The organism is Cupriavidus sp. WKF15 (assembly GCF_029278605.1).
Classification (GTDB): domain Bacteria; phylum Pseudomonadota; class Gammaproteobacteria; order Burkholderiales; family Burkholderiaceae; genus Cupriavidus.
In genome coordinates, this window is the sequence record NZ_CP119572.1 from 2,185,984 (window position 1) to 2,205,654 (window position 19,671).

Consider the following 19,671-nt stretch of genomic DNA (forward strand, 5'->3'; position numbering starts at 1 on the left):
TCCGTCAGATGTCCTCTTCCTCATCGAACAGGTGGTGACGCATGGCATAGCGAAGCAGCGCGGCTTCGCTGGGCATCTGCATCTTCTCCATCAGTCGCATCTTGTAGGTGCTGACAGTCTTGGCACTCACGCACAGCGCGGCAGCGATGGTCGTGAGAGGTTCGCCCAGCACCAGGCGCCGATAGACCTCCAGTTCACGGTCCGACAGATGCAGGTGCGGCGCCTGGTCCTGGTTGTCCTGCAGACTGGTTGCCAGCTTGCCTGCAATGGCCTGGCTGACGTAGGTGCCACCGCTGGCCACCTGATTGATGGCAGCATGGTCAGCACAAGGATGCGCAGCGCGGGCTGTTCGTCCCGCAGCAGGCGGATCAGCTCCAGGCCACTGCGGCCGGGCATCGACAGGTCGAGCAGCAAGACCTGCGGTGCACAGTCGCGCACCAGCCTGAGGACCTGCGTACCGTCGGCGGCCTCGCCGACCACTTCGAACTTGCCGGCGCGCTCGAGGATGTGCTTGAGGCCATCGCGCACGACCGCATGGTCGTCAGCAATGAATACGCGCGTCATCTCTGCCCCCCTTTGCGGACGGAATCTGCACAACCAGACCAAATCCCTTGCCAGGAGCACTGTCGACTGAGACGGCGCCCCCAAGCAGGCGCGCCCGCTCGCGGATGCCCAGCAGCCCCAGTGACTTGCGCGGCCCGCTTCCGGAAGGCTGCTTGTCCCAGCCTACACCATTGTCCTGTACGCGCAGTTCGATCTGGCCATCTGCCTCGGCGAGGCGGATGCTGACGGCGCTCGCATCGGCATGGCGGGCGACATTGCTAAGCGCCTCCTGCACGATGCGGAACACGGCGATGGCCGTCTGCTCCGGGACATCGGCGTCGACGCCGTCGACAGTTACTGGCAAACCATAGCGTCCGGAGAAATCACTGGCCAGCCATTCAATGGCCGTCAGCATGCCAAGTTCGTCCAGCAAAGCTGGCCGGAGATCGCTGGCGATGCGGCGGACCGATGCCACGGTATCGTCGATGACGTCGTTCATCGACGCGATCTCGGCCAGGACGCCTTCGGTGTCCCGGCGCTCCTTGACGTCAGCGGCAAGCATGGCCATGTCCATCTTCAATGCGCTCAGGCGCTGGCCGAGGTCGTCATGGAGTTCACGAGCGATACGAGCCTTTTCTTCTTCACGGGTAGCCAGGATGCTGTCCGAGAGCTGTTGCAACTCCTCCCTTGACCGCCGCAGCGCTGCGTCGGCGCTGACGCGCTCGGTAATATCGCGCAGCATCACGGTATAGAGCCTGGTGCCACCGTCAACGATCTGGGAGATGGATGCTTCGATCGGAAACTCGCTGCCATCCCGGCGCACGGCATAGAGGGCGCGCTGTCGCCCCATTTGCCGGTCCGATACACCCGTGATGCCGAACCGGCGCACATGCTCTTCATGGGCCACCCGGAAGCGCTCCGGGACAAAATCGCTGAGTGGCCGACCGATCGCGTCTTGCGCCGGCCAGCCAAACAGTTTCTCGGCCATGGGATTGAACAAGACAACCCGTTGGCTGCTGTCCACCGAGATGATGGCTTCCATGGAAGACTGGATGATTCCCGCCAGCCGCGCCTCGCTTTCCTTGACGCGCTGAAGGCCGGCCTGCATGGCTTCCTCGGCGCGGGTGCGCTCGGTGATATCGCGCAGCATCACGGTCAACAGGCGGTAGCCACCGCGTGTCGTCTGCGAAATCGAGGCTTCAATCGGAAACTCGCTGCCATCGCGGCGCAGCGCATAGAGCGCGCGCTGGCGCCCCATTTTCCGATCCGATACGCCAGTGATGCCGAACCGCCGCACATGCTCCTCATGGGCAGCGCGGAAGCGCTCGGGAATGAAGTCGCTCAGCGGCCGGCCAATCGCTTGTTCGGCCGGCCATGCGAACAGGGTTTCCGCCATGGGATTGAACAACACCACGCGTTGCCTGCTGTCCACTGAGATGATGGCTTCCATCGAAGAGCGAATGATTCCCGCCAGTTGCGCCTGGCTTTGCTGCGGCCAGCGATAGGTGCGCTTTGCGGAACGGCGCCCGTGTCGCATCCGGATCGAATAGTTGGTCATTCTCCTGGCCATGACGCCCTGACCACACAGAAAAAGTCCTCAAGAGAATATACATCTGTGCACGCCAGCTGCAACAAGGCGCCAGATACACTGCCAAGTTGTGCGCGGGCGGCAAATCGGGAGCTCAGTCCAGCTCCAGGTATCTTGCAAGCAACCTTCTCATGCCAAAGCTTAGCAAGAGATACCCGGCCAGTACCGGGCCGAGCATCAGCCACATGGAGGACGTCGGTTCATGCAGGTGGAGGACGGACGCGAACGGCGAATACGGAAGCCAAATACCAAACAGGCATACGGCGACGGTCGCGACAAGCAACGCTGCGCTTGGCCGGCTTTCAACGAAAGGAATCCGGCTTGTCCGGATGATATGCACGACCAAAGTCTGGGAGAGGAGCGACTCGAGGAACCATCCGGTCTGGAAGAGCGGGGCAGCCGCGAGGGTATTCGCGCCAATCCACCAGTACAAAGCAGCGAAAGTCACATAATCAAACAGCGAGCTGACCGGGCCCAGGCAGAGGATGTAGCGGCGAACCTTGCCAACCTCCCATCGCCGCGGGCGGCTTAGTGCGGAGCTGTCCACATTGTCCGTGGGCAGGGCAGTCTGCGAGATGTCGTACAGCAGATTGTTGGTCAACAACTGAATAGGTGCCATCGGCAGGAATGGAAGCCATGCGCTCGCACCCAGCACACTGAAGATATTGCCAAAGTTCGAGCTCGCGCCCATGCGCAGGTATTTGAGCAAGTTGACGAACACTCGCCGGCCCTCCATGACGCCGTCGTGCAGCACCGTCAGGCTCTTCTCCAGCAAGATGACCCCAGCCGACTCCTTGGCGATGTCGACGGCATTGTCGACCGAGATGCCAACGTCAGCGGCCTTGAGGGCCGGGCCGTCATTGATGCCGTCACCGAGCACGCCCACCACCCTGCCCTGTTCGCGCAGCGCCTGCACCAAAGCCTCCTTGTGCGATGGACTGAGTTTGGCAAACAAGGCATTGTCGCGTGCCACCACCGCCAGTTCCGCGGGGCTGAGCCGGTCCAGTTCGCTGCCAAGTACCACTCGCCCGTCGGGCAGGCCGACCATACGGCAGACTTTGCTGGTGATTCTCGGGCTATCGCCGGTAAGAATTTTTACGTCGACCCCGCTTTCGCGCAACGCCGCCAATGCGGCGGCGGCGCTCTCCTTGGGCGGATCGATAAAGGCGATATAGCCGACCAACTCCATCGCCGCTTCATCGGCAATGCCGTATGCATGCGATGCCGCCGCTGGCGGCAGAGGCTTGCTTGCGATCGCTATGACGCGATACCCGTCCTCGTTCAGCTGCTCGCTCTGGTCAATCAGCGCGGCCCGGTGAGCATTGTCGAGCTCGACGACGGCTTCGCCTATGCGCGCGGTAGCGCACCCGTCGAAGACTTCCTCCACCGCACCCTTGCAGATGAGCACGCGCGCTTCATGCCCTTGCTCTGTGCTCTCGACCACGACCGACATGCGCCGACGGGTGAAATCAAACGGAACTTCGTCAACCACGCGCCAGTGCTCACGGATTTGCATGCGATTGCCCACGTCCTCGTGCTGGAGCACCGCGACGTCAAGCAAATTGCGCAAGCCGGACTGGAAGAAGCTGTTCAGGTACGCCAGTTCCAGCACCCGCTCGCTTTCCTTGCCGTCGAGATCGAGGTGATGCTTCAGAATGACGCGATCCTGTGTCAGCGTGCCGGTCTTGTCGGTGCAGAGCACGTCCATCGCGCCAAGGTTCTGGATCGCGTTGAGGCGTTTGACAATGACCTTGCGCCTTGACATCACCAGCGCACCCTTGGCCAGGTTAACGGTGACAAGCATGGGAAGCATCTCGGGGGTCAAGCCGACACCCACGGCGACGGCAAAAAGCAAGGCTTCAAACCAGTCGCCCTTGGTCAATCCGTTGATGACGAACACCAGCGGCGCCATCACGAGGATGATGCCAAGCATCAGGCGGCTGATGCGCCCCAGGCCCTCTTCAAAAACCGTCAGCGGCTCGCGCGCAGCGACAGCATGCGCAATGTGGCCGAACACCGCGTTGCGGCCCGTCAGCACGACCAGCGCCGTAGCGGTCCCGCTGACCACGGCGGTCCCCATCAGTGCCAGGTTAGCGATATCGCCGGCTGTGTCGCCGCTGGCGCCATCTACCGCGAACTTCTCGACCGGCATGGATTCGCCCGTCAGCGCCGCCTGGTTCACAAACAGGTCCTTGGCCGTCAGAAGACGCACATCGGCGGGGACGAGGTCTCCGGCGGCAAGGTGAATGACATCGCCGGGCACGAGTTCGGCGATCGGGATGTCCGCGGTCGCCGGCGGTACCCCCGGGGCCGTGCGGCGCCGGACGCCAATGACAGTGTAAACCATCGCCCGCAATGCGGCCGCTGCACGGCCCGACCGGCTCTCTTGCCACGTCGCCAGCATGACGCTTAGCGCGACCATGCAGATGATGACCGATGCCGCCTGCCAGTCGTGAATCAGACCGGACAGTGCTGCCAGGCTGATCAGCATCAGGTTCAACGGGTTGCGCAGGCGCCTAAGGAGGTCCGGCACGAAGCGGTGCTGCCGCTCGGCGGCGACCTGGTTGGCGCCATGGCGAAGTCTGCGCATCAGCACCTCGTCGGCACTCAAGCCATCCATGCTCGACGACAGCAGGGAAAAGGCCTCTGCGACACTGCCCGCCGCGGCACGCCCGAGCAATGACGGAGTGCCGTTGGTGCGGCTCGCGGCCTCCTCGTCGACAACAGTCGTGCCGGGCGCTTCCGCGTTCGGGAGGGCGCTCGGTACAATGCCGGCCTTCATGACAATGGCCGGCCCTCATGCTTCGTCGGGCGCCCTCACAAGCAGTACTGGCACGGGGCACTGGCGCGCAAGATTTTCGGCCACGCTTCCCAGCAACCAGCGGCTAACACCGTGGCGCCCATGCGTGCCAAGCACGACCACTTCCGCCCCGCAGTCCTCCACAAGTTTAAGGATCTGGTGGGCGATATCGCCCAGCGCCAGGATCTCGTCGACCATGACGGTGCGGCAGCGAACGTGCTTGGCACTGGCCTTCTCCTGTGCCTCTGCCAGCAGGTCCTGGCCGCCTTTGATCAGGCCAGTACGCAACTCCGTCAGGTCAACGTACCCCATGTCGTATTTCAGGTAGCCGTTGTCAATGACATGAACGACCTGAAGCTCGGCGTCGCAGGTGGCAGCCAGCCCGATCGCCTGGTCCAGGGCAAGGTCGCTGCAGTGGCTGCCATCGACCGCCACCAGAATCTTCTTGTACATGCGCATCTCCATCAGGGGTTTCACAGATGCAGTTGCCGCGCACCGAAGCGTGCCTGCGCCGGCCCGCTCTCTAGACTTCTTTTGGTGAGATCCACACCGGCCGCAAGACCGCCTCAGAGGTTGTCGCTGGTTTGCACAGCGCGGCGGCAAAAGAAGCTAGCGGTTCCGAGGCTGCACCGCTTTGGACGTCCCGCTGCCGCAGCACCAACGCAGGTTGTGGTGTCTTTCCTGTCAGTCGAGCGATGTCGTCCTCGGCCCGGAAGCCCCCGCGGGAAGCCATTACGCATATGGCGGATATGGAACCAGGAAGCGGCGTATTGTCCTGAAGGAATCCGCGCACGGGCGCCGCCAGCCGGCCGAGCCACACCGGGGCGACCACGACTACGTGATCGCATCCCGCGAGCAACGGCCCTTCATACCGGTACGCCGGCTTGCGATGAAGCAGTATGTCCAGCACGCACCGCAGATCCCCGGCTAATCCGGCCCTCGGTGTCTTGTCGCGAACCTCGGCCAGTGTCCAGCCAGTGTGCGCGGCTACGGTCTCGGCGACTTGCCTGGCCGTGCCGGTCCGGGAGTAATAGACGATCAGGTTTTCCGACATGTGGGCCTCCTCATCCGGCAGCGGTCGCGCCGAAGCATCTAGTTGATGCTAGGAAGCCGTCACGAATGCCCATTGATGCATGTCAAGCTTCTCAACTCAGGCGTTCGTTGTTGCTGCGCGTAGAGCAGCGGCTACCAGCGTGGACGCCAGTGCCCCCGGCCCGCGTCAATCTGGCCGAACGTCTGCGCCACCATGGCGACCTCCGAGCATTGACGACAGGCTGACCAGGCTGACGCAACCACGTTAGTCCAGGCGATAGCTCTTTCGATACTCCGGCATGGTCACCTGCCATCCCAATCCGCGCTCCACCCGCTGGCGCAGCGCATCGCTGGCTTCTGGTTCGCCATGCACGATGAACACACGTCGCGGTTGCGCACGGAAGCCGCCGAGCCATGCCATCAGTTCGTTCGCGTCAGCATGGGCTGACAGACCGTGAATCTGCTCGACCGCTGCACGGATTGTCACATCCTTGCCGTGGATGCGCAGTTCACGCTGGCCCGCTGCGAGGACCGCGCCCCGCGTGCCCGGGGCCTGGAAGCCGGCCAGCAAGACCGTGCAACGCGGGTCCGTGCCAAAACTGGTCAGGTGGTGAACAACGCGCCCGCCCGTTGCCATGCCGCTGCCCGCCAGGATGATCTTCGGTGCATGGTCATGGTTCAGCCAGACCGACTGCTCCATGCCTTGCACGGGGATCGGCAAGCCGCATGCGGCCACGCACTCCGCGCGGCCGATCCGGAGTTCGTCCGGATGCAAAGCAAAAATCTGGGTGGCGTCTATCGCCATCGGACTATTGAGATAGATGGGAATATCCGGCATGCGCTTCTCCTCGCGCAACCGGTACAGGCAATACAACAATATCTGTGTGCGTCCCACCGCAAATGCTGGAATGACCAGGGTGCCGCCGCGGCCGAGTGTGCTCCCGACGACGTTGGCCATGGCATCCAGCGGATCTTCGTCCGGATGGATGCGGTTGCCATAGGTCGATTCGACGAGCAGGCAATCGGCCTCGCGCACGAACTCCGGCGGCCGCATGACGATGTCGTTCTGCCTGCCAAGGTCGCCAGAGAACACGATGCGCTGTCCGCCAGCATGCAGCGTCACTGCCGCTGCGCCGATAATGTGCCCGGCGTGGTGAAACTCGGCCTCGATGTCCGGGGTCAGTGCAAAGCGTGTGCCGAACGGCTTCGGTTCGAGGCGGCGAAGCGCGCGCGCCGCGTCGGCGCAGCTGTAGAGCGGAAGGGCCGGCCTGTGCCGGGAGAACGCCTTGCGATTGGCATAGGCAGCGTCTTCTTCAGCAAGCGCTGCGCTGTCCGGCAGCAGAATGCCGCAGAGCTGCGCAGTGCCAAAGGTGCAAAATACGGCACCGCGAAAGCCGTTGCGCACCAGCAGGGGCAGATAGCCGCTATGGTCAATATGCGCATGGGTCAGGATCACGGCATCCAGGGTGGCCGGATCGACCGGCAATGGGTCCCAGTTGCGCAGCCTCAGCGACTTGAATCCCTGAAACAGGCCGCAGTCGACCATGACTCGGCTGCGCCCGGTATCAACCACGTACTTCGAACCGGTGACGGAGTCCGTGGCACCGAGGAATTGCAGTTCCATGTATCACTCCCGGTCAGTGAGACAGTAGCAGCGGGATCTGGCACGCGTGCATCAGGGCCCGCGTCGTGCCGCCCAGGATCAGCTCGCGTACACGGCCGTGACCGTAACCCCCGGCTACTAGCATGTCTGCGCCAAGCACCGGTAGTGCTTCGAGTATCACAGTGCCGACTGACTGTGCGGTCTGTTCCGTACGGACACCGGCAATGACGCCATGGCGCCGCAAATATTGGCGCAAGCCGGCAACCGGCTCGCTATTGGCATCCGGGGTTCCGTGTTCGTCCCAGACGGCAAGGATCGTTATCTTGCTGGCGCAAAGCAGCAGCGGCATGGCATCCGCGACGGCTCTCGCCGCTTCACGGCTTCCATCCCATGCAATCACCATGTGTCCCCCATGCAAGCGCACGGGATGCGGCGGCACGAACAGAACCGGGCGGCCCGCATTCAGCAGCACATACTCCGCGGTGCGCTCCATCGCGCTGTCACCGGGCGGCAGCAAGCCGCCCAGGATGATGATGTCGGCAACGCGTCCTTCCTGCGCCATGACCCAGCCCCACTCGTCTTCAACAACGTGATGCGTGTATGCGGTGCCACAAGCCGCCTGACTGACCACCTCACCCAGCAGCTCGCCGGATTCCGCCGTATGCGCCAGGCGGCTTTGCCGCGCCGCTTCCGCGTGCCTTGCTGCATCCTCCCCGGCGCGGAACAGGGGATCCATCCGTATGCCTGTAGCGCTGACTCCGACCACTTGTCCGCCAAACCGTGCAGCAAGTTCGGCAGCCATGCGAACCCGCGCTGCGCAACCGGCATCCGTGCCCAAAGCGACAAGCACAGTCTTGTAGTCCATGGTGGCTTCTCCCTTGTCAGGCTATCCGATCGACCTTGCCGGTAGTCCGCCAGCGCCCGATTGGGTGGTGCTTTCGCAACTCTGCGCTGCATAATGTGCTGGTGCCAAGGAGGCCCGCGGCTGAGGGGGGCGCAGGAAATTCGGAATTGATGTGCAGGCGCCGCAGCAAAGCAGCGTTACCGGCAACAGGCAGCGCCGCACGACTATCCCCCTCGCGCGCACTGCTGAAATCGTGTTCATGGTCGTCCTCCCATGCCCCGGATGGTCAATGCGACAGCAGGACAGGCACGGTCATTGATTGCAGCATCGTGCGCGTCACACCGCCTCCGCAGATGAAACCTACTCTTCCCCAATGTAGATTCCTATGCATGCGGGGACTTGTCACACGTCAAGCTTCGTACTGGCGACCGCCCCCGTCGCCACAACCTCATTCGGCTTGATACATGTCAAGCCCCACCGGCCCAAGCCGTCTAGCCTTGAGGCAGGATCCTCGGAAGGGGCCGCATCACCATGTTTCAGCGAATCCTCCTAGCCGTGGCAGCCGGTCGGCAGAGCTTGCAATCGAACAGGCCATTACTGTCGCCAAGGCCACCGGCGCTGGGATCAGGGTTCTCTTCGTCGTGGACGACAGTGACTTTCCGCTCGAGGTGAGCTATGGGAATTCAACCGGTGTCCTCAGGAAGGTCACAACCCAATGACGCGAGATCCTTGCGGAGACGGCCGACCGAATCTGTGCAGCAGGGATTCCGTGCGTCACCCGGCTGCTCGAGTGTACGAACTCGGCCGACCTAATTGCCGACACCATCGTCTCGGAAGCCGCAAAGTGGAGGGCCGACCTGATCGTGATGGGAACGCACGGACGCCGGGGGATTCGGCGCCTTGTCATGGGAAGCGTTTCGCAAGGCGTAGTCGGTCGGAGTACGCTTCCTGTTCTGCTCGCGCGCAGCGACGCGGAGCGATAGTGGTCAGCCGCTTGCATGCAGGATTGTTGCCATGAACCAAGTTATTTTTCCCGAATCGGCGCCGACCTATTGCGCGGCAGGTCCTAGCCTTCAGTGCCCGGCACAGATCGACGGAGCCGCCGCCACGTTTGAGGTGACTGCGGAGGCGTTGGAGGACCATTTCGGTGCACGGTCCTATCTGTATGAAGACCTGGCGTCCGCCTTCGCAACGCATCGCAACGCGATTGAAAAGGTTGCCCGTGGCGTATTCGAGATGACCGGAGCCCGCAACATCGTCCTGCATAGCGGTCATTTCCGGTTTTCCGCGTAGGCACTTACCCCCGGATCGACTGCGCACATCAGGCCGTTTGCGCCAGAAAATTCAGGGGCTCACCGTCGTGCTGACCAGTGCATGTCCCTGGCCGCTGCCGGTCGCCACGCAACGTTGCATTGCCCCAAGCACCCGGCAACCATACGAAGGCTCGCCATGAACCATTCACGATTCGCACTGGCCTGCCTGTCCGCACTGACAATCACTTGTCTGTCGAATGCCGCATTCGCCTACGGCGTCGGCCCACGGGCAGCGCGGATCCCCATGCATGGACCACAAGCCTCGTCGCCTGGCAGGCATAACGGCGGCTTGGATCGCGAGCACCGGATCGCGAGGGATGAACTGATGCCTGTCGGCGTTGTCGCTTGCGCGGCACACCGGCGACTGAGCGCGAGGCATCGGCCCACTGCAAACGGCGTCGACTACTTAAGCGGCCGCGCAGACCCGGATCAGTCCATCGATATGCACGACGTGGCGGGACTCTACAATCTCTGCCTGGCGTTTGCCGGCAAACAGCGGGCATGGATTGCCGGGGTGAGGACTAATATCTACCGACCCAATGGCTCTCTGGTTATCAAGGCGTATGCGGACGGCCCATTCATACTAATCCGCTTGGCACCGGGACGCTATCGCCTGATCGCTGAGTACGATGGCAGTGTGGTTGACACAACCTTGAGAGTTCCCAGGCGCGGAGCCGCCGCTCGCGTGCTGTGGTGGCCCGACTTGGCGAAGTTAGTGGTCTGAACGTCTGGCGACCTCAATTGCGAAGGGATTTTCTGAGCGGAGCACTGTCCTTACGCTTTGATGTAGAGAATCTTACTTCGGGTTTCGGATTTCTATACTTTCGCCTGATTGCAGGTATCTACAGCGAGATTGATATGCTGCAGTCAGCCGCTTCGCCTAGCGACCTCGACATTGATCTTCTTCGCGAAGCGACTTCGAGATTTGAAGAAACCTTATTGCGAGCGCGTAGTTCTTTGCTGATAAATGCAAGGAAACATCTCCTGAGCCCCGAACCAATATGAGGTTCGACCCTGCAATTCAGCGCCCACGCGTGCGCAGGCCATCCTCGCCTTGCTCCGCCGCTTGGATATCGAGCTCGTCTGTTTTCGTGTCGAGCCTAGTTCGCTCGGCGAGAGCTCCTTTGCGCTACGTCAAGTGTTGTTTGGTGTTGTTTGCACTCAAGTCAGGCCTGACAAATGCCGCTTACTGATTTGGATCAACCTCACAGCTTGCACGGAAACTAGCCTTAATCTGCTGCCGGCGTGCCCGGCTGGCGGCGGCATCTGGTCACCAATTGAACTACAGGCTGCTGGAATCGCCTTGCGCCTGGTTGCCGCGCACGCCAGCGTGGGGGACATGCTCCGGGCGGAAGGACTCGGGGAGCAAGTCGGATACTTCGGACGCCGCATCTCGGTCTCGGACGCAATCGACGAATTCAGAGCATCCGTCACGGAGGGCCCCGCGACTCGATGCACAACAGAATCGGCCTAAGTGCAGATCAGGCATAAGGCAACCCCAATCCTCCCCCAGGACTGCGGCGAGGTCTGCTGACCCCGCCTCGCCGAAGGGATCCTGACAGAAGGAACTCGTCATGAACAAACCGGAAAAAGCCAAACACCTGGTCAATGCGTCTCAGGAGGCCAAGAGCTACCTAACTGCTGACGAGCGCGCAGCCAAAGGAAGGGCGATGCGCGACGCCGTAGCCCGCAGCTCGCATGCCGGCTGGCAGGCTCGGGAAGGTCGCCGCGACCCGGTTGAACTGCTAAACGAATCCAATGCCGGACGGATTCTGGACCTAGTCCCGATCCGATACGGCCGGATGGCGGCATCGCCTTTTGCCTTCTACCGCGGATCTGCGTCGCTCATGGCGGCCGACCTGGCCACCACGCCTTCCAGTGGAATACGAGTACAGGCGTGCGGTGATGCACATCTGATGAACTTTGGCGGATTTGCTACTCCCGAGCGCAACATCATTTTCGACATCAACGATCTCGACGAAACCTTGCCGGCGCCGTTCGAGTGGGATCTTAAGCGGCTTGCGGCCAGTGTGGCCATTGCCGCGGAGCATCTCGCGCTGCCAAAGAGCGAAGCCGCCCGCGTGGTCACCGATCTCGTGCGCGAGTATCGTGAACGCATGTTCAACTATGGATGGATGCGCGCTCTCGACGTCTGGTATGACCGGATCGACCTGCAAAAGTATGAGGATCGCAGTGGAGACCCAGAGATTGTCGCTGTCGCCCGAAAGCGCCTTGCGCAGCGTATCGAGGCGGAAAGGCAAAAGACAGTCGCGGACCATCTCTACCCCAAGCTGGTATCGGAAGAAGGCGAAAGACCGAGAATCAAAGATGAGCCTCCCTTGATCTTCCACCCAACCGATGAACTTGCACCTGGCCTTGCATCGGACTATTCGGAGGCCATAGCAATCTATCGGGAAAGCCTGGCGGAGCATGTCCGTGTTCTGTTCAACCGGTTCCACTTCTTCGACATGGCCATCAAGGTCGTTGGCGTCGGCAGCGTCGGAACAATGTGTGGCGTGGGGCTGTTTCTCGCCGCCGATAACGATCCCCTCTTCTTGCAGGTGAAGGAGGCCCGTGCTTCCGTTCTGGAGCCCTATGCGGGTAAGAGCCTGCATGCCAACCACGGCCAGCGCGTTATCGCCGGCCAGCGCCTCATGCAGGCTGCCAGCGATGTATTCCTGGGCTGGACGCGCGGCGGGAACGGACGCGACTTCTATGTACGCCAACTTCGCGACATGAAGCTTTCTGCGGTGATTGAAGACTGGGATACAGGCATGCTCAGGCAGTACGCTCGCATGTGTGCACACGCCCTTGCACGCGCGCACGCACGTTCGGGCGACGCCGCCATGATCGCAGGCTACATGGGCTCCGGCCAGACCTTTGATGATGCGATTTGCGAATTCGCGACGGAATACTGCTCACAGAACCGCAGCGACTTCCGCGCCTTCGTGGCAGCGATTCGCGAAGGACGCATCGACGCAAGGTCTGAGGAACCATGAGGGCGTGCCGGTACGGCTTGGCCATACCGGCACGCACCTCTAGTGACAATGGCAGGACTATATGGCCCGTGATATTGCACTATCCGCTGCTTCACTCTGGAGCTGGCTCGCTGCATCTCCGCGATCTTGCCAGAAGCAGTGGCTGACTGCTTAGCGCCATGACTTCGCGGACAACGCTACTTATGCGCGGACGGGTTATCCCGCGGTGCCCGTTATCCCCCATCACGATCAGATCCGCTAACCAGTCGTCGGCCTCCGCGACAATCGTTGCAGCGATGTCTTGCTGGGTTGCATGCTTGCCTAGCAGGCGCGTGACGTATCGAACTCCCGCCCGATTGAGCCTCGTGGCGGCTGCTGCAACTACGCCCTCTCCCGCAGTCGCCAGATCCTGTGCCAGTCGGACAGGGTCCGTACCCATCATGTCAAGGAACGGAGCACTTTCATCGACCACAGACATGACCTCCACTTCCGCCCCGGTAGCTTGCGCAATCACGATAGCGTGATCCAGTGCAACGTCGCTCGCTTCGCCGCCATCAAGAGCAACCAAAATTCGATGGTACATGTTATTGGCCCTGTTGCGATCAACACAAGGGGACGAACCGGCGTGCACTGGACGTAACGGATGGCCCGGCTCAAAGCTTACTGGGCCTTCTCATCCGGCTTCTTGACACCCTCTGTATACGGGTCGAACTTGCCGGATTTTGCCCCTTCACTATATGGGTCGAACTTGCCAGATCTCGCCGCACTCGTACCGGTGTCCGGCTTATTCCCGCCTTCGGCCAGGCCGGCCTTGGTTGACTGCTTCGCTCCGTCGGTATAAGGATCGGGCTTGCCGGCCTTTGCCTGGTTCTGCGTCTTCGACTTTGCAGCGTGGCTTCCTCCGTACAGATCGCCGCCGTCCGTGTAGTTCTTCTGTGCGTGAACAACTTGCGTGCCAAGCGCAGCCAAGGAAGCCGCAGTCAGGATTGGGACAATCTTTCTGACCATGATCTTTCTCTCCGTGATCGATGAGGTGGCGCCTGATCTTACAATGTCGACTGTGACCCGACCATTGCCGCAGCACGCCTAGTTGCAGACTAGTGTCTGGTTCGCTCCAGAGCTTGGGCTGGATCAAAGTCGGCCCATCTAGCCGCGCACTGTGGCGCAATGGATATATCGTAACTGTCCGACCAAGCCCCAGTGCCCCAACACTAAGATGGTCGAACTAGCCTCTAGTGCGCGTGAATCGACGAAGCCAGACGCATGAGGTTATATGGCTCCACATGGATCAGCCCACCGCGGGGACTATCGATGTCGGCAATCAGGGCGAATGAAACGCCTACCACCATTGGCAATACCAGCAGCAGATTGCCCGTCGACTCGGCCTTGCGCAGGCCGTATCCAACCAGTGCGTTACTGCATGCGGCCACCAGAAGCATTAGCGTCCAGGCTGAGTCCGGAATCCGGTTCCACCAGGATGACTGGGTATAGCCTTCCGCATTCAGCACGTCGTTCATGCCAGCAACAACCAGTCCGATGATGACATTCGGTTTATCTGCCGCATTGCGTTCCACGACCGACCATAGACGGGCGTGCAGAGCTGCGGTGGCAGTGTCAATCTGCTGAAGCTTGCGGGCGTCATGGACCGTAAAGAACGCCAGACGGCGCTGCACATATTCGCGAAGCAGGCTGCGCACCTGCTCCCCATCCGCTGCCGGCAACAATCCCGCGCGTACATACTCAGTCCCGATGGCGTTGGCCTCGGCCTCTTCATAAAGTTTTCGCTGATCATAACGGCTGACCGCCATGGCAAAACAAAAGCCAATCAGTAGCCCGAGCAGCGTGAGTACCGCAGCCTGAATGATGCCCACATCCTGCCGCACGTTCTCGGCCGGTCCGCGCAAGCCGCGGATGGCCATCGCTCCGATCTTCTCTGCTAACCAGAGCAGACTGAACGTCACCAGGAAGACCAGCAGGGGATAGTCTCTGATGGTGGTAGCCATGACCTTCTCCCTATGAGTATCGGGTGCGGATACGATGTTTTCCCGACGCCTGCGCGTTGCCCGAAGATCACGATTGACGTTACGGCTCCCAGCCATATTTCCGCATTGCAATCTCCCTCAAGCGCAGAAAGCGGTTGAAGTCCCGCATTCGGCCCCTGACATTGGCCGTGGTGGCGCGGCGCAGAAAAAAATCGGGCAGACTTGTCCTGGCCGGTGGCTGGCGCAGGCGGGTGGCCCTGGTATCTGCGCCGTTATACATACACACCGACCACATGCGCGATACGACTCCCCTCGAGTTACTTCGAGCCGCTCCGCAGTCCTTGGCGTGTTTCCTGGCTACCGTGCCGGCGGCATCATCATGTACTGATGCTGCATCATGTTATTCATCATCATCTGCTGCATGCCCATGTACTGGTCCATCATGTACTGTCGCTGCTTCATTTGCTCAGGCGTGAGTTTTGAATAGTAGCCGCCCATCTGGCCCCAGCCCATCATAGGCCCACCCGTCATGCCGCGTCCCATCATGTGCCCGCCGCCCATCATTCCTGCGCCCCACATCTCATGCATCATGGCCATCGTCGCCTGCATGGTTGTCCAGTGGTCTTGCAGTAGCTTTTGACGCTCCTGCGGGTCCTGAGTCTGACGAATTTTGTCCATCTGCTCCTGCATCTTCCGCATGTTCTCCTGGACCTGCGCCATCTGTTTGTCGAACTCAGCGACATTGGATTGCTGTTGCTGTGACTGAGCGCCCTTCGTGGCGGACTTACTTTGCTGGGCAAGAACTGGCGTAATCGAAAGCACGCCGGCGGAGAACATTGCCACGAAAAATTGTTTCTTGTTCATTTCACTTCCTCCGTTCGACCAACAAAGAACCCAAGGCCAACATTGCCAAACTGAGCATCCCCGCCCATAGATGTGATTCGAAATCGAAGCTCTCTCTGGAACTCGCGCCACACGTCCCAGACGGGCATCCCTTTCATAAGACTATTGCCCATCGAAGAAGCAAGCTTGATATAAGACAAGGTTGTGTTGGCAGGAAGGTCCTAGTCGGAGCTCTCCGAGTTGTGGACCACACTCATTGCTTGATAGGAGGCAAGCCTTGGAAGTATTCTTCAATATTCGCCACGACGGATGGTGTGGCGGTCTCCCGCAGGGATTCCAGAAACTCTTCGAATGCCTGTTCGATGGTAGCCAGTTCGCCAAGCAAGGGCCAAGCGCCAAATTCCGGAAACAGGTTGCCAAGAACCCCGCCAAAGAGACCCGTCAAGGCAAATGTGCGCAGGCCGGCTACGCGCCCTCGGGCAATTCGCGCTCATGCCATCCACGCTCCAAGCCAATCAGGAGACCGACCGTCAGTGCTGCCACCAAGACCGTGGCCTCGTGAGGTATTCCGAGTGGCGTCAAGTCTGTTCTCCGCCAAGAACTCCGCGCGGACTATCGCGACTTACAGAATCACTGGCGTGTTGAGCAATTCGTCCGTGCCGCCAACACCGGCGGGAAAGTATCTCGCCAGGAGGTTGCCAATGGCCTCTATGCCTCGAAGCACTCCCAGCTGGAATTCTTTCCGGCGAAAGGCGTCCTCCATCTCTCGGCAAATGGCGTCCCACTCTCCTCGCTGCACCTTCGCATGGATGCCACGATCGGCAACAATCTCAACGCTGCGGTCTGCCAGCAAGAGGTAAATCAGAACGCCATTGTTGTGTTCAGTATCCCAGACTCGCAGTTGCGAGAACACTTCAATGGCACGGTCACGGGCAGAAAGTCCCTTGAGCAGGCCCGACCAGCTCAGCGCTCCCTCTACGGCGAATCGCAGCTGTCCGATGTGGGTGGACTCGCTTGTCGCGATGGCCTGCTCGATTGCGAGTAAGGTTTCGCGCGGGAAGGTCCGCCTGACTCGCCAGTGCGTCATCAGGAGATGTCGCGCCATGCGCTGGAGATTCGCCATTACCATTTCCCCGAGGCGCCACCGCCGCCAAAGCCACCACCGCCGCCACCAAATCCGCCTCGTCCGGACCCGCCACCGAAGCCGCCACGACCGCCAATACCCCGCAAGCCCATGTGGGAGCCAGCAAACATCGTAAAGAAGAGCGCAATAGCGCCAGCCATTACGCCGACAGCGATTGCTCCGGAAAGTAGCCATCCGATAATGCCGACAACGCCTCCGGTAGCAACGGCACCTGGGCCTCTGCCAAAGAGGGAGCGCAGCATTCCACCCACTACGAGCGTCAGCACCAGTATGACTGGCAGGAATTGCCGCACCGAGTCATCGCCGCGCTCGCCTCTTGATGGCCTCGGTGGGGGCAACGGCTCGCCGTTGATGACACCGATGATGCGTTCGACGCCAGCCGTGACGCCGCCATAGAAGTCCCCCTGCTTGAAGCGCGGAACGATGTCATCGCTGATGACGCGCTTGCTCATGGCGTCGGTGAGTACGCCTTCCAGTCCGTAGCCAACCTCGATGCGGACTGTCCGGTCGTCCTTGGCGATGATGAGCAGCGCGCCGTCATCCGTTCCCTTCCGCCCGAGCTTCCATTGCTCGACCACGCGCATGGAGTACTGCGCAATGTCCTCGGGTTGCGTTGTGGGGACCATCAGTACCCCTATCTGACTTCCCTTCTCACTCTCGAAAGCTTGCAGTCTTTGTTCGAGGGCAGCCCTTTGTTCGCTTGTCAGCGTGCCGGTCAGGTCGGTCACCCGCGCCGTCAGGGCGGGAACGGCAACATCCGCCGCCGCACCCAGAGACACAAAAGCCAGAAAGGCCAGGAACAGGCCTCTTGCAACCGGAAGCCATTTCACTTGGCACTCCCAGGAGCACTGGCCGGAGCGGCACCGAATTCAACTTGCGGTGGCTTGGCTATTGCCGTCTCGCTTGCCACCGTGAAGTTGGGCTTCTCCTTGAAGCCAAAAACCATTGCCGTCAGATTTGAAGGCAACGAACGCACGGTCACGTTGTACGCTTGAACGGACTGGATATACCGGTTTCTCGCGACGGTTATCCGATTCTCGGTACCCTCGAGTTGGGACTGCAAATCCCTGAAGCCCGCGTCGGCCTTCAGTTGTGGGTAGTTCTCGGAAACTGCCAGAAGCCTGGACAAGGTCCCCGACAACTGCTGCTGCGCGGCCTGGAATTGGGCGAACGCCTTCGGGTCATTCAGGGTCTCGGGCGTGACCTGGATGGTGCCAACGCGTGCTCGCGCCTCTGTCACCGCTGTCAGAACCTCACGCTCATGGCTGGCGTAGCCTTTCACGGTGTTCACGAGATTCGGCACCAGGTCGGCCCGGCGTTGGTACTGGTTTACAACCTCCGACCAGCTTGCCTTGACCTGTTCATCCTGCGACTGAATTGTGTTGTAGCCGCATCCTGTCAGACTTACCAGGAGCATTGCCGCCAGTACCAACCATAGCTTGCGCACGAGACACCCCCGTTCTTTCGCTGCCGTCGCCTGCAGAGCCAACAATTCGTACCGTACGCGTGCAGGATACAGCTTGCCCTATCAAAAATCGGGTTTCCATCACTCATCCTAGGTTGTGTGGCGGGCCGATTGTTTGATTTGCCTCAACAGCGACAAGCAATGGGCGGACCGAGCGTCCGCGCACTTGGCCGGCTACATAAAATGACTCTATCTGGTGCCTATTGGGGTAGGTGATGCCGGCAGCCGAGAGCATTGCGATTTCCGTCTCAACTGCGCCGTCGCGGTGGATGGACCAGACCGAGATGTGCGAGCACAAAGGCGTCGGGCACCCAGACAGCCTTTGCGACGGCGCCGTCGAGGCTGCAGCCCATGCCCTGTGCCGTGCCTATCTGGACGACTATGGGTCAATCCAGCATTTCAATCTCGACAAGGCGCTCCTCATCGGCGGTATGAGTGAGCCGAAATTCGGTGGTGGGCAGCTCTTGCGACCTATGCGCTTGGTGGTCTCGGGCCCGGTCACCGAATTGCCATCTGCCAAGGCTGAGCAAATCGTTGAGCAGGCCATTCGTGATTATCTCGTGGCCTGCTTAGGCGGGGCCGGCGACGATATTCGGGTAGAGCCCATACTCCGACCTTCGGCCCCAAACCTCCAGCGCGTCACCGGCACATCCGTCCCACTGTCGAATGATACGTCCTTCGGCGTGGGGTACGCGCCACTTTCCAGCCTTGAAAGAGCTGTACTCTGGGCTGCGCGGTTACTGCGCGCAAGTGAATTTATGACCTCTTTTCCGGCGGCCGGAAATGACTTCAAAGTCATGGGTAGTCGACTCGATGGGCATCACCGTCTCACCGTCGCGCTGGCGTTTGTTGACCGCTATATATGCGCGGTCGATGAATACTTCACTGTGAAGAGCCAGATTGCGTCATACCTTACGGAACGCATCGAACCGGCGGTTGAGGTTGCTATCAATACCCTGGACGACCGCGATGCCAGTGATGAAAGTGGAATCTACCTGACCGTCACTGGACTGAGCGCGGAGCATGGTGATGACGGCCAGGTGGGTCGCGGAAACCGGGTCAACGGCTTGATTACCCCGTATCGGCCAATGTCCTTGGAAGCCGCAGCGGGAAAGAACCCGGCGGCGCATGTTGGCAAGCTCTATAACGTGCTGGCCCACAGATTGGCCGGACTTATTGCGACGGACGTTGACGGCGTCAACGAGGTCGTAGTGCGGCTTCTTTCCGGTATTGGCCGGCCAATCAACCAGCCACAACTGGCAGCCATCGATGTTGTAGCGGAACAGAGGCTCTCGTCGACTCAGCAACAGGAAATCCGTGAGCTACTCCGGCAGCAGCTGGCCAACCTTCCCACGTTGGTCAAGGAGTTGGCGACAGGGACGATTCCGGTGTTCTAAGGCCTTCTCGCCTGCCGGCATCCATCCATACACTAAGGCACCATTTTCGAGCATCGCCCTCTTAGAGATTCCTTGATTGACATCAATAAGCAAGTTCCCCGAAGGACGAGACTATTGAGGTAAATCCTGCCTTGCAGCC

General features: G+C 60.6%; 17 protein-coding genes and 2 pseudogenes. 4 read left to right on the top strand and 15 right to left on the bottom strand.

Features of this window, described 5'->3' with window-relative positions; all coding sequences use genetic code 11:
• Positions 1 to 4: 4 nt before the first annotated feature.
• From CupriaWKF_RS10165 to CupriaWKF_RS10195, 7 genes and pseudogenes are all read right to left on the bottom strand, one after another.
• A pseudogene (locus tag CupriaWKF_RS10165) lies at positions 5 to 564 on the bottom strand (response regulator transcription factor).
• On the bottom strand, positions 542 to 2,101 hold the full coding sequence (locus CupriaWKF_RS10170) for a PAS domain-containing sensor histidine kinase (RefSeq protein ID WP_276097777.1): 1,560 nt from the start codon (positions 2,099 to 2,101) through the stop codon (positions 542 to 544). Before CupriaWKF_RS10170 ends, CupriaWKF_RS10165 begins: the two are co-directional and overlap by 23 nt.
• Positions 2,102 to 2,225: 124 nt before the next feature.
• Complete coding sequence (gene mgtA / locus CupriaWKF_RS10175; RefSeq protein ID WP_276097778.1) at positions 2,226 to 4,913, bottom strand: magnesium-translocating P-type ATPase; 2,688 nt, start codon at positions 4,911 to 4,913, stop codon at positions 2,226 to 2,228.
• Positions 4,914 to 4,928: 15 nt separating this feature from the next.
• Positions 4,929 to 5,384: a universal stress protein gene (locus tag CupriaWKF_RS10180; protein WP_276097779.1), complete on the bottom strand. Its 456-nt coding sequence runs from the start codon at positions 5,382 to 5,384 to the stop codon at positions 4,929 to 4,931.
• Between the two features lie 70 nt (positions 5,385 to 5,454).
• On the bottom strand, positions 5,455 to 5,985 hold the full coding sequence (locus CupriaWKF_RS10185; RefSeq protein WP_276097780.1) for a hypothetical protein: 531 nt from the start codon (positions 5,983 to 5,985) through the stop codon (positions 5,455 to 5,457).
• A gap of 243 nt (positions 5,986 to 6,228) precedes the next feature.
• Positions 6,229 to 7,587, bottom strand: a complete 1,359-nt coding sequence (locus tag CupriaWKF_RS10190; protein ID WP_276097781.1) for an MBL fold metallo-hydrolase — start codon at positions 7,585 to 7,587, stop codon at positions 6,229 to 6,231.
• Between the two features lie 13 nt (positions 7,588 to 7,600).
• Positions 7,601 to 8,431 (bottom strand): universal stress protein, encoded by an 831-nt coding sequence (locus tag CupriaWKF_RS10195; protein WP_276097782.1) that lies wholly within the window; start codon positions 8,429 to 8,431, stop codon positions 7,601 to 7,603.
• Positions 8,432 to 9,276: 845 nt separating this feature from the next.
• On the opposite strand from CupriaWKF_RS10195, the gene CupriaWKF_RS10200 reads away from it, so the two are divergent.
• The 3 genes from CupriaWKF_RS10200 to CupriaWKF_RS10210 all read left to right on the top strand — a co-directional run bounded on the left by CupriaWKF_RS10200 (position 9,277) and on the right by CupriaWKF_RS10210 (position 12,722).
• Complete coding sequence (locus CupriaWKF_RS10200) at positions 9,277 to 9,393, top strand: universal stress protein (protein ID WP_276097783.1); 117 nt, start codon at positions 9,277 to 9,279, stop codon at positions 9,391 to 9,393.
• Positions 9,394 to 9,424: 31 nt separating this feature from the next.
• On the top strand, positions 9,425 to 9,703 hold the full coding sequence (locus tag CupriaWKF_RS10205) for a DUF1488 domain-containing protein (protein WP_276097784.1): 279 nt from the start codon (positions 9,425 to 9,427) through the stop codon (positions 9,701 to 9,703).
• Between the two features lie 1,594 nt (positions 9,704 to 11,297).
• On the top strand, positions 11,298 to 12,722 hold the full coding sequence (locus CupriaWKF_RS10210) for a DUF2252 domain-containing protein (RefSeq protein ID WP_276097785.1): 1,425 nt from the start codon (positions 11,298 to 11,300) through the stop codon (positions 12,720 to 12,722).
• 91 nt (positions 12,723 to 12,813) lie between these two features.
• Here the strand turns inward: CupriaWKF_RS10210 and CupriaWKF_RS10215 are convergent, their stop codons facing one another.
• The 8 genes and pseudogenes from CupriaWKF_RS10215 to CupriaWKF_RS10250 form a co-directional block, all read right to left on the bottom strand.
• Complete coding sequence (locus tag CupriaWKF_RS10215) at positions 12,814 to 13,284, bottom strand: universal stress protein (RefSeq protein WP_276097786.1); 471 nt, start codon at positions 13,282 to 13,284, stop codon at positions 12,814 to 12,816.
• A gap of 77 nt (positions 13,285 to 13,361) precedes the next feature.
• Positions 13,362 to 13,709 carry a hypothetical protein gene (locus CupriaWKF_RS10220; RefSeq protein ID WP_276097787.1) on the bottom strand — a complete coding sequence of 116 codons (348 nt, stop codon included), beginning with the start codon at positions 13,707 to 13,709 and terminating at the stop codon, positions 13,362 to 13,364.
• 224 nt (positions 13,710 to 13,933) lie between these two features.
• Positions 13,934 to 14,704 (bottom strand): hypothetical protein, encoded by a 771-nt coding sequence (locus CupriaWKF_RS10225; RefSeq protein WP_276097788.1) that lies wholly within the window; start codon positions 14,702 to 14,704, stop codon positions 13,934 to 13,936.
• Positions 14,705 to 15,040: 336 nt separating this feature from the next.
• The gene (locus CupriaWKF_RS10230) at positions 15,041 to 15,547 is read right to left on the bottom strand and encodes a hypothetical protein (RefSeq protein WP_276097789.1); all 507 of its coding nucleotides are present in this window, start codon (positions 15,545 to 15,547) and stop codon (positions 15,041 to 15,043) included.
• Between the two features lie 355 nt (positions 15,548 to 15,902).
• Positions 15,903 to 16,072, bottom strand: a pseudogene (locus CupriaWKF_RS10235) (MgtC/SapB family protein); the annotation flags it as partial.
• Between the two features lie 76 nt (positions 16,073 to 16,148).
• Positions 16,149 to 16,655: a TPM domain-containing protein gene (locus CupriaWKF_RS10240; RefSeq protein ID WP_276097790.1), complete on the bottom strand. Its 507-nt coding sequence runs from the start codon at positions 16,653 to 16,655 to the stop codon at positions 16,149 to 16,151.
• A complete protein-coding gene (locus CupriaWKF_RS10245) occupies positions 16,649 to 17,500 on the bottom strand; it encodes a YgcG family protein (RefSeq protein WP_276097791.1) in 852 nt (283 codons plus the stop codon). The genes CupriaWKF_RS10240 and CupriaWKF_RS10245 overlap by 7 nt, the downstream gene beginning before the upstream one ends.
• Entirely contained in the window at positions 17,497 to 18,087 is a 591-nt protein-coding gene (locus tag CupriaWKF_RS10250) for a LemA family protein (protein ID WP_276100751.1), read from the bottom strand. Before CupriaWKF_RS10250 ends, CupriaWKF_RS10245 begins: the two co-directional genes overlap by 4 nt.
• A 263-nt stretch (positions 18,088 to 18,350) precedes the next feature.
• Here CupriaWKF_RS10250 and CupriaWKF_RS10255 point away from each other — a divergent pair, with 263 nt between their 5' ends.
• On the top strand, positions 18,351 to 19,532 hold the full coding sequence (locus CupriaWKF_RS10255) for a methionine adenosyltransferase (protein WP_276097792.1): 1,182 nt from the start codon (positions 18,351 to 18,353) through the stop codon (positions 19,530 to 19,532).
• Positions 19,533 to 19,671: the final 139 nt, after the last annotated feature.

Bases quoted from the DNA above. Each gene is read 5' to 3' on its own strand.
- CupriaWKF_RS10170 (WP_276097777.1), bottom strand. From the start codon at position 2,101: ATGACCAACTATTCGATCCGGATGCGACACGGGCGCCGTTCCGCAAAG.
- mgtA (WP_276097778.1), bottom strand. From the start codon at position 4,913: ATGAAGGCCGGCATTGTACCGAGCGCCCTCCCGAACGCGGAAGCGCCC.
- CupriaWKF_RS10180 (WP_276097779.1), bottom strand. From the start codon at position 5,384: ATGTACAAGAAGATTCTGGTGGCGGTCGATGGCAGCCACTGCAGCGAC.
- CupriaWKF_RS10185 (WP_276097780.1), bottom strand. From the start codon at position 5,985: ATGTCGGAAAACCTGATCGTCTATTACTCCCGGACCGGCACGGCCAGG.
- CupriaWKF_RS10190 (WP_276097781.1), bottom strand. From the start codon at position 7,587: ATGGAACTGCAATTCCTCGGTGCCACGGACTCCGTCACCGGTTCGAAG.
- CupriaWKF_RS10195 (WP_276097782.1), bottom strand. From the start codon at position 8,431: ATGGACTACAAGACTGTGCTTGTCGCTTTGGGCACGGATGCCGGTTGC.
- CupriaWKF_RS10200 (WP_276097783.1), top strand. From the start codon at position 9,277: ATGGGAACGCACGGACGCCGGGGGATTCGGCGCCTTGTCATGGGAAGC.
- CupriaWKF_RS10205 (WP_276097784.1), top strand. From the start codon at position 9,425: ATGAACCAAGTTATTTTTCCCGAATCGGCGCCGACCTATTGCGCGGCA.
- CupriaWKF_RS10210 (WP_276097785.1), top strand. From the start codon at position 11,298: ATGAACAAACCGGAAAAAGCCAAACACCTGGTCAATGCGTCTCAGGAG.
- CupriaWKF_RS10215 (WP_276097786.1), bottom strand. From the start codon at position 13,284: ATGTACCATCGAATTTTGGTTGCTCTTGATGGCGGCGAAGCGAGCGAC.
- CupriaWKF_RS10220 (WP_276097787.1), bottom strand. From the start codon at position 13,709: ATGGTCAGAAAGATTGTCCCAATCCTGACTGCGGCTTCCTTGGCTGCG.
- CupriaWKF_RS10225 (WP_276097788.1), bottom strand. From the start codon at position 14,704: ATGGCTACCACCATCAGAGACTATCCCCTGCTGGTCTTCCTGGTGACG.
- CupriaWKF_RS10230 (WP_276097789.1), bottom strand. From the start codon at position 15,547: ATGAACAAGAAACAATTTTTCGTGGCAATGTTCTCCGCCGGCGTGCTT.
- CupriaWKF_RS10240 (WP_276097790.1), bottom strand. From the start codon at position 16,655: ATGGTAATGGCGAATCTCCAGCGCATGGCGCGACATCTCCTGATGACG.
- CupriaWKF_RS10250 (WP_276100751.1), bottom strand. From the start codon at position 18,087: ATGCTCCTGGTAAGTCTGACAGGATGCGGCTACAACACAATTCAGTCG.
- CupriaWKF_RS10255 (WP_276097792.1), top strand. From the start codon at position 18,351: ATGCCGGCAGCCGAGAGCATTGCGATTTCCGTCTCAACTGCGCCGTCG.